The sequence below is a fragment of the Streptomyces sp. NPDC002130 genome, assembly GCF_040296465.1.
GTDB lineage: Bacteria > Actinomycetota > Actinomycetes > Streptomycetales > Streptomycetaceae > Streptomyces.
Window position 1 is genome coordinate 1 of record NZ_JBEOXI010000560.1, and the last position, 2,421, is coordinate 2,421.

A 2,421-nucleotide genomic window follows, 5' to 3' on the forward strand; every position below is an offset into this window, starting at 1 on the left:
ACCCGCGAATCCGAGACCGAGCCATGTCGCAATCTCCGATACTCGCTCTGCACTTGGTTTGCGCCACTCCGCAACGGCAATGAAGAGCAGCAACCAAAACAGAATTGAAAAATAGGCTCCAAAAACAACAATCACCCATCCGACATACGCGGGCGCTATCTGCATCTGAACCACCACCCACACCGCGACCGCCACAGCAGCCAACCTCACAGCAATCATTCGAACCCTCCTGACCATGACGACACGGACCCAACGCCCGTGTCGCGGGAACCATACGACTGAACCTGGACAGGCCGGGATCGACAACGCCCGACCCGCACCCCGACTCGCGGAAGAGAGCAGGTAATCGCACATCGCCACCAGACGCGACCGGCACCGATATGGTTTCATCAGCAAATGAAACGATCGCTGACAACGGTCACTCGGGGGGGACTCGCAGTAGCCTGCGCAACCATTGTGGTTGCGTGCGGCACCGCTTCGAACTCCGACGAAACCGTCTCCACGACGCCGGACAACACAAGCGCCGCAACAACTACGACACCGCCCGCCGTCACAGCCGCCGATCCCGCGCAGTACCAATTCGCACCGGACAGGTACCGTTTCGCCGTCGAGGGTACCCCTCGACGCGAATGCGTACTGTTCCCGGGCATCGCGGACTCCGGCCGGACCGTCACCTGCTCAGTGTCATTCCCTGCGGGTACTCCCGAGGTCGACGTGCCACCGTTTGGTAGCGGCCCTCCCAACGCCGTGGCGCTCACGAAGCAGGGCTACTACCCCACAATCACCGAATCCGGACCACCCGGCGCAGCCGTCCTGCCCGTCAATTCCCAACTGACAGTCGACGATACGACGTGCACCGCAATCAGCGGCGGTTTCGAATGCTCCGCCGACTCCAACCAGGTCCGCTACGTCGACGGCAACCTCACATTGACCGGCACACAAACCACGACAACAGCAGTACCGACCACGATCCCCACAACCACCCCGCCAACCGCATATGGGGCCCCCATGGACGTCTACACAGACAGCACCACCCCAGCCGCCCCAGGAACAACCTGCGGAGCATCCACCGGCCGACGAGTCCTCACCGTCGTCAGCGGAACCATTTCCTGCGCGGACGCACTCACCGTCATGGACACCTACCGGGGCCTCCCCCTCGACTCAGCCCACGGCAATGCGAACATCCGCGAATTCGACGGCTGGAACTGCGCAAGCCCCACCTACGTAATGTCCCGAGAACTCGGCTACGGATCACGATGCTCAAAGGGCGACATCGATCTGAGGACGCCCGTCAGCTGACACCGATGCACACACGAATACACGCGCACCCCCACTTCACCCAACCACCCGAAAGCAGCAACACATGAACACCGTAACCAAAATTTCCATCATTGCTTGCACTGCAGCAAGTCTCGCCCTCACAGGCTGCAGCAGCGACGACACCGAACAATCCGCTCCCACCACCACAACAACAACAGCCAACACAACAACAAACTCTCAACCAACCAGCACCACAACATCTTCGAGCACCACCACCGCACTCACCACCGGCAACCGTGCAAACTCACCAACAGACAACAAACCCCCACAAATCGGCGATACACAACACGCCACAGGCCAAGGATTCACCGCAGACCTGGCGATCCTCACACCCTCGTTCACCACAACGAAGTCCGGCAACAAAGCCTTGACGTTTCCAGTCGTCATCGATGTCACAACCGGCAAACTGAACGCCCAACCAAGCTATTGGAAAGTCACCACCCAAAGTGGGCAGACAATCAAAGGCAACTACTCAACCGGCATTCCCACCGCAATTGGCGACGCCGACCTCGACGGCCACATCGAAGGCCTCATCCCCTTCGCCGATTCAAATCTCTTGACGAACCCTGATGTCGCCATCTCCAAGATCACGCTCTACACAAGCTTCGGATACAACACCGAAATCGCGAGCTGGACCTTCCCCACAGCAATCGCGGTCACAGATATTCCCACGAAGTAGAACACTCGCGCACTACTCGTCACACAACACGACATGCCTTGTGCACGAAGGACATTAGTCCAACCACACAAACCGACCCGACAACCCCACATTCAGGGCCGTCGGGTCGGTCCTTTCACATCACTAAAACGCGTCGCAATCGACCCGATCGCCCACGATCCCCCTACGAATCGAGCGACTCCGGATAAACACCCGCGCGGACAACGTCGTAGCGTCCAAGGCCGGCAGGCGAGAGAATCTTCACCTCCACCGCGTCGACGTCCCCGCCCCTCGCTCTGTCCAAGATCCCGAGAGCGTGTCGAGCGCACAGCGACACGGCGCCCGAGCTGTATCCGTCGTCGATTGCATACGGGGGCGTGAAACGACCGCCAAGAGCGTCCTCCCCCGCACACCAGGCCCTACGTCCCTCCCACCATCGCGAG

At 60.0% G+C, this 2,421-nt stretch carries 3 protein-coding genes; 2 read left to right on the forward strand and 1 reads right to left on the reverse strand.

The features are described 5' to 3' along the window. Positions 1-219, reverse strand: a 219-nt coding sequence (locus ABT116_RS42755) for a hypothetical protein (protein WP_351646109.1), incomplete at its 3' end; no start/stop codon positions are given. A gap of 177 nt (positions 220-396) precedes the next feature. On the opposite strand from ABT116_RS42755, the gene ABT116_RS42760 reads away from it, so the two are divergent. Next, positions 397-1,299, forward strand: coding sequence for a hypothetical protein (locus ABT116_RS42760; protein WP_037131378.1), 903 nt, complete (start codon positions 397-399; stop codon positions 1,297-1,299). Positions 1,300-1,363: 64 nt separating this feature from the next. Then, a complete protein-coding gene (locus tag ABT116_RS42765) occupies positions 1,364-1,999 on the forward strand; it encodes a hypothetical protein (RefSeq protein WP_003944246.1) in 636 nt (211 codons plus the stop codon). The last annotated feature ends 422 nt before the right edge of the window (positions 2,000-2,421 follow it).

What these genes read in the sequence shown, in the direction of transcription:
- ABT116_RS42765 (WP_003944246.1), top strand. Translation starts at nt 1,364, where the DNA reads ATGAACACCGTAACCAAAATTTCCATCATTGCTTGCACTGCAGCAAGT.
- ABT116_RS42760 (WP_037131378.1), top strand. Translation starts at nt 397, where the DNA reads ATGAAACGATCGCTGACAACGGTCACTCGGGGGGGACTCGCAGTAGCC.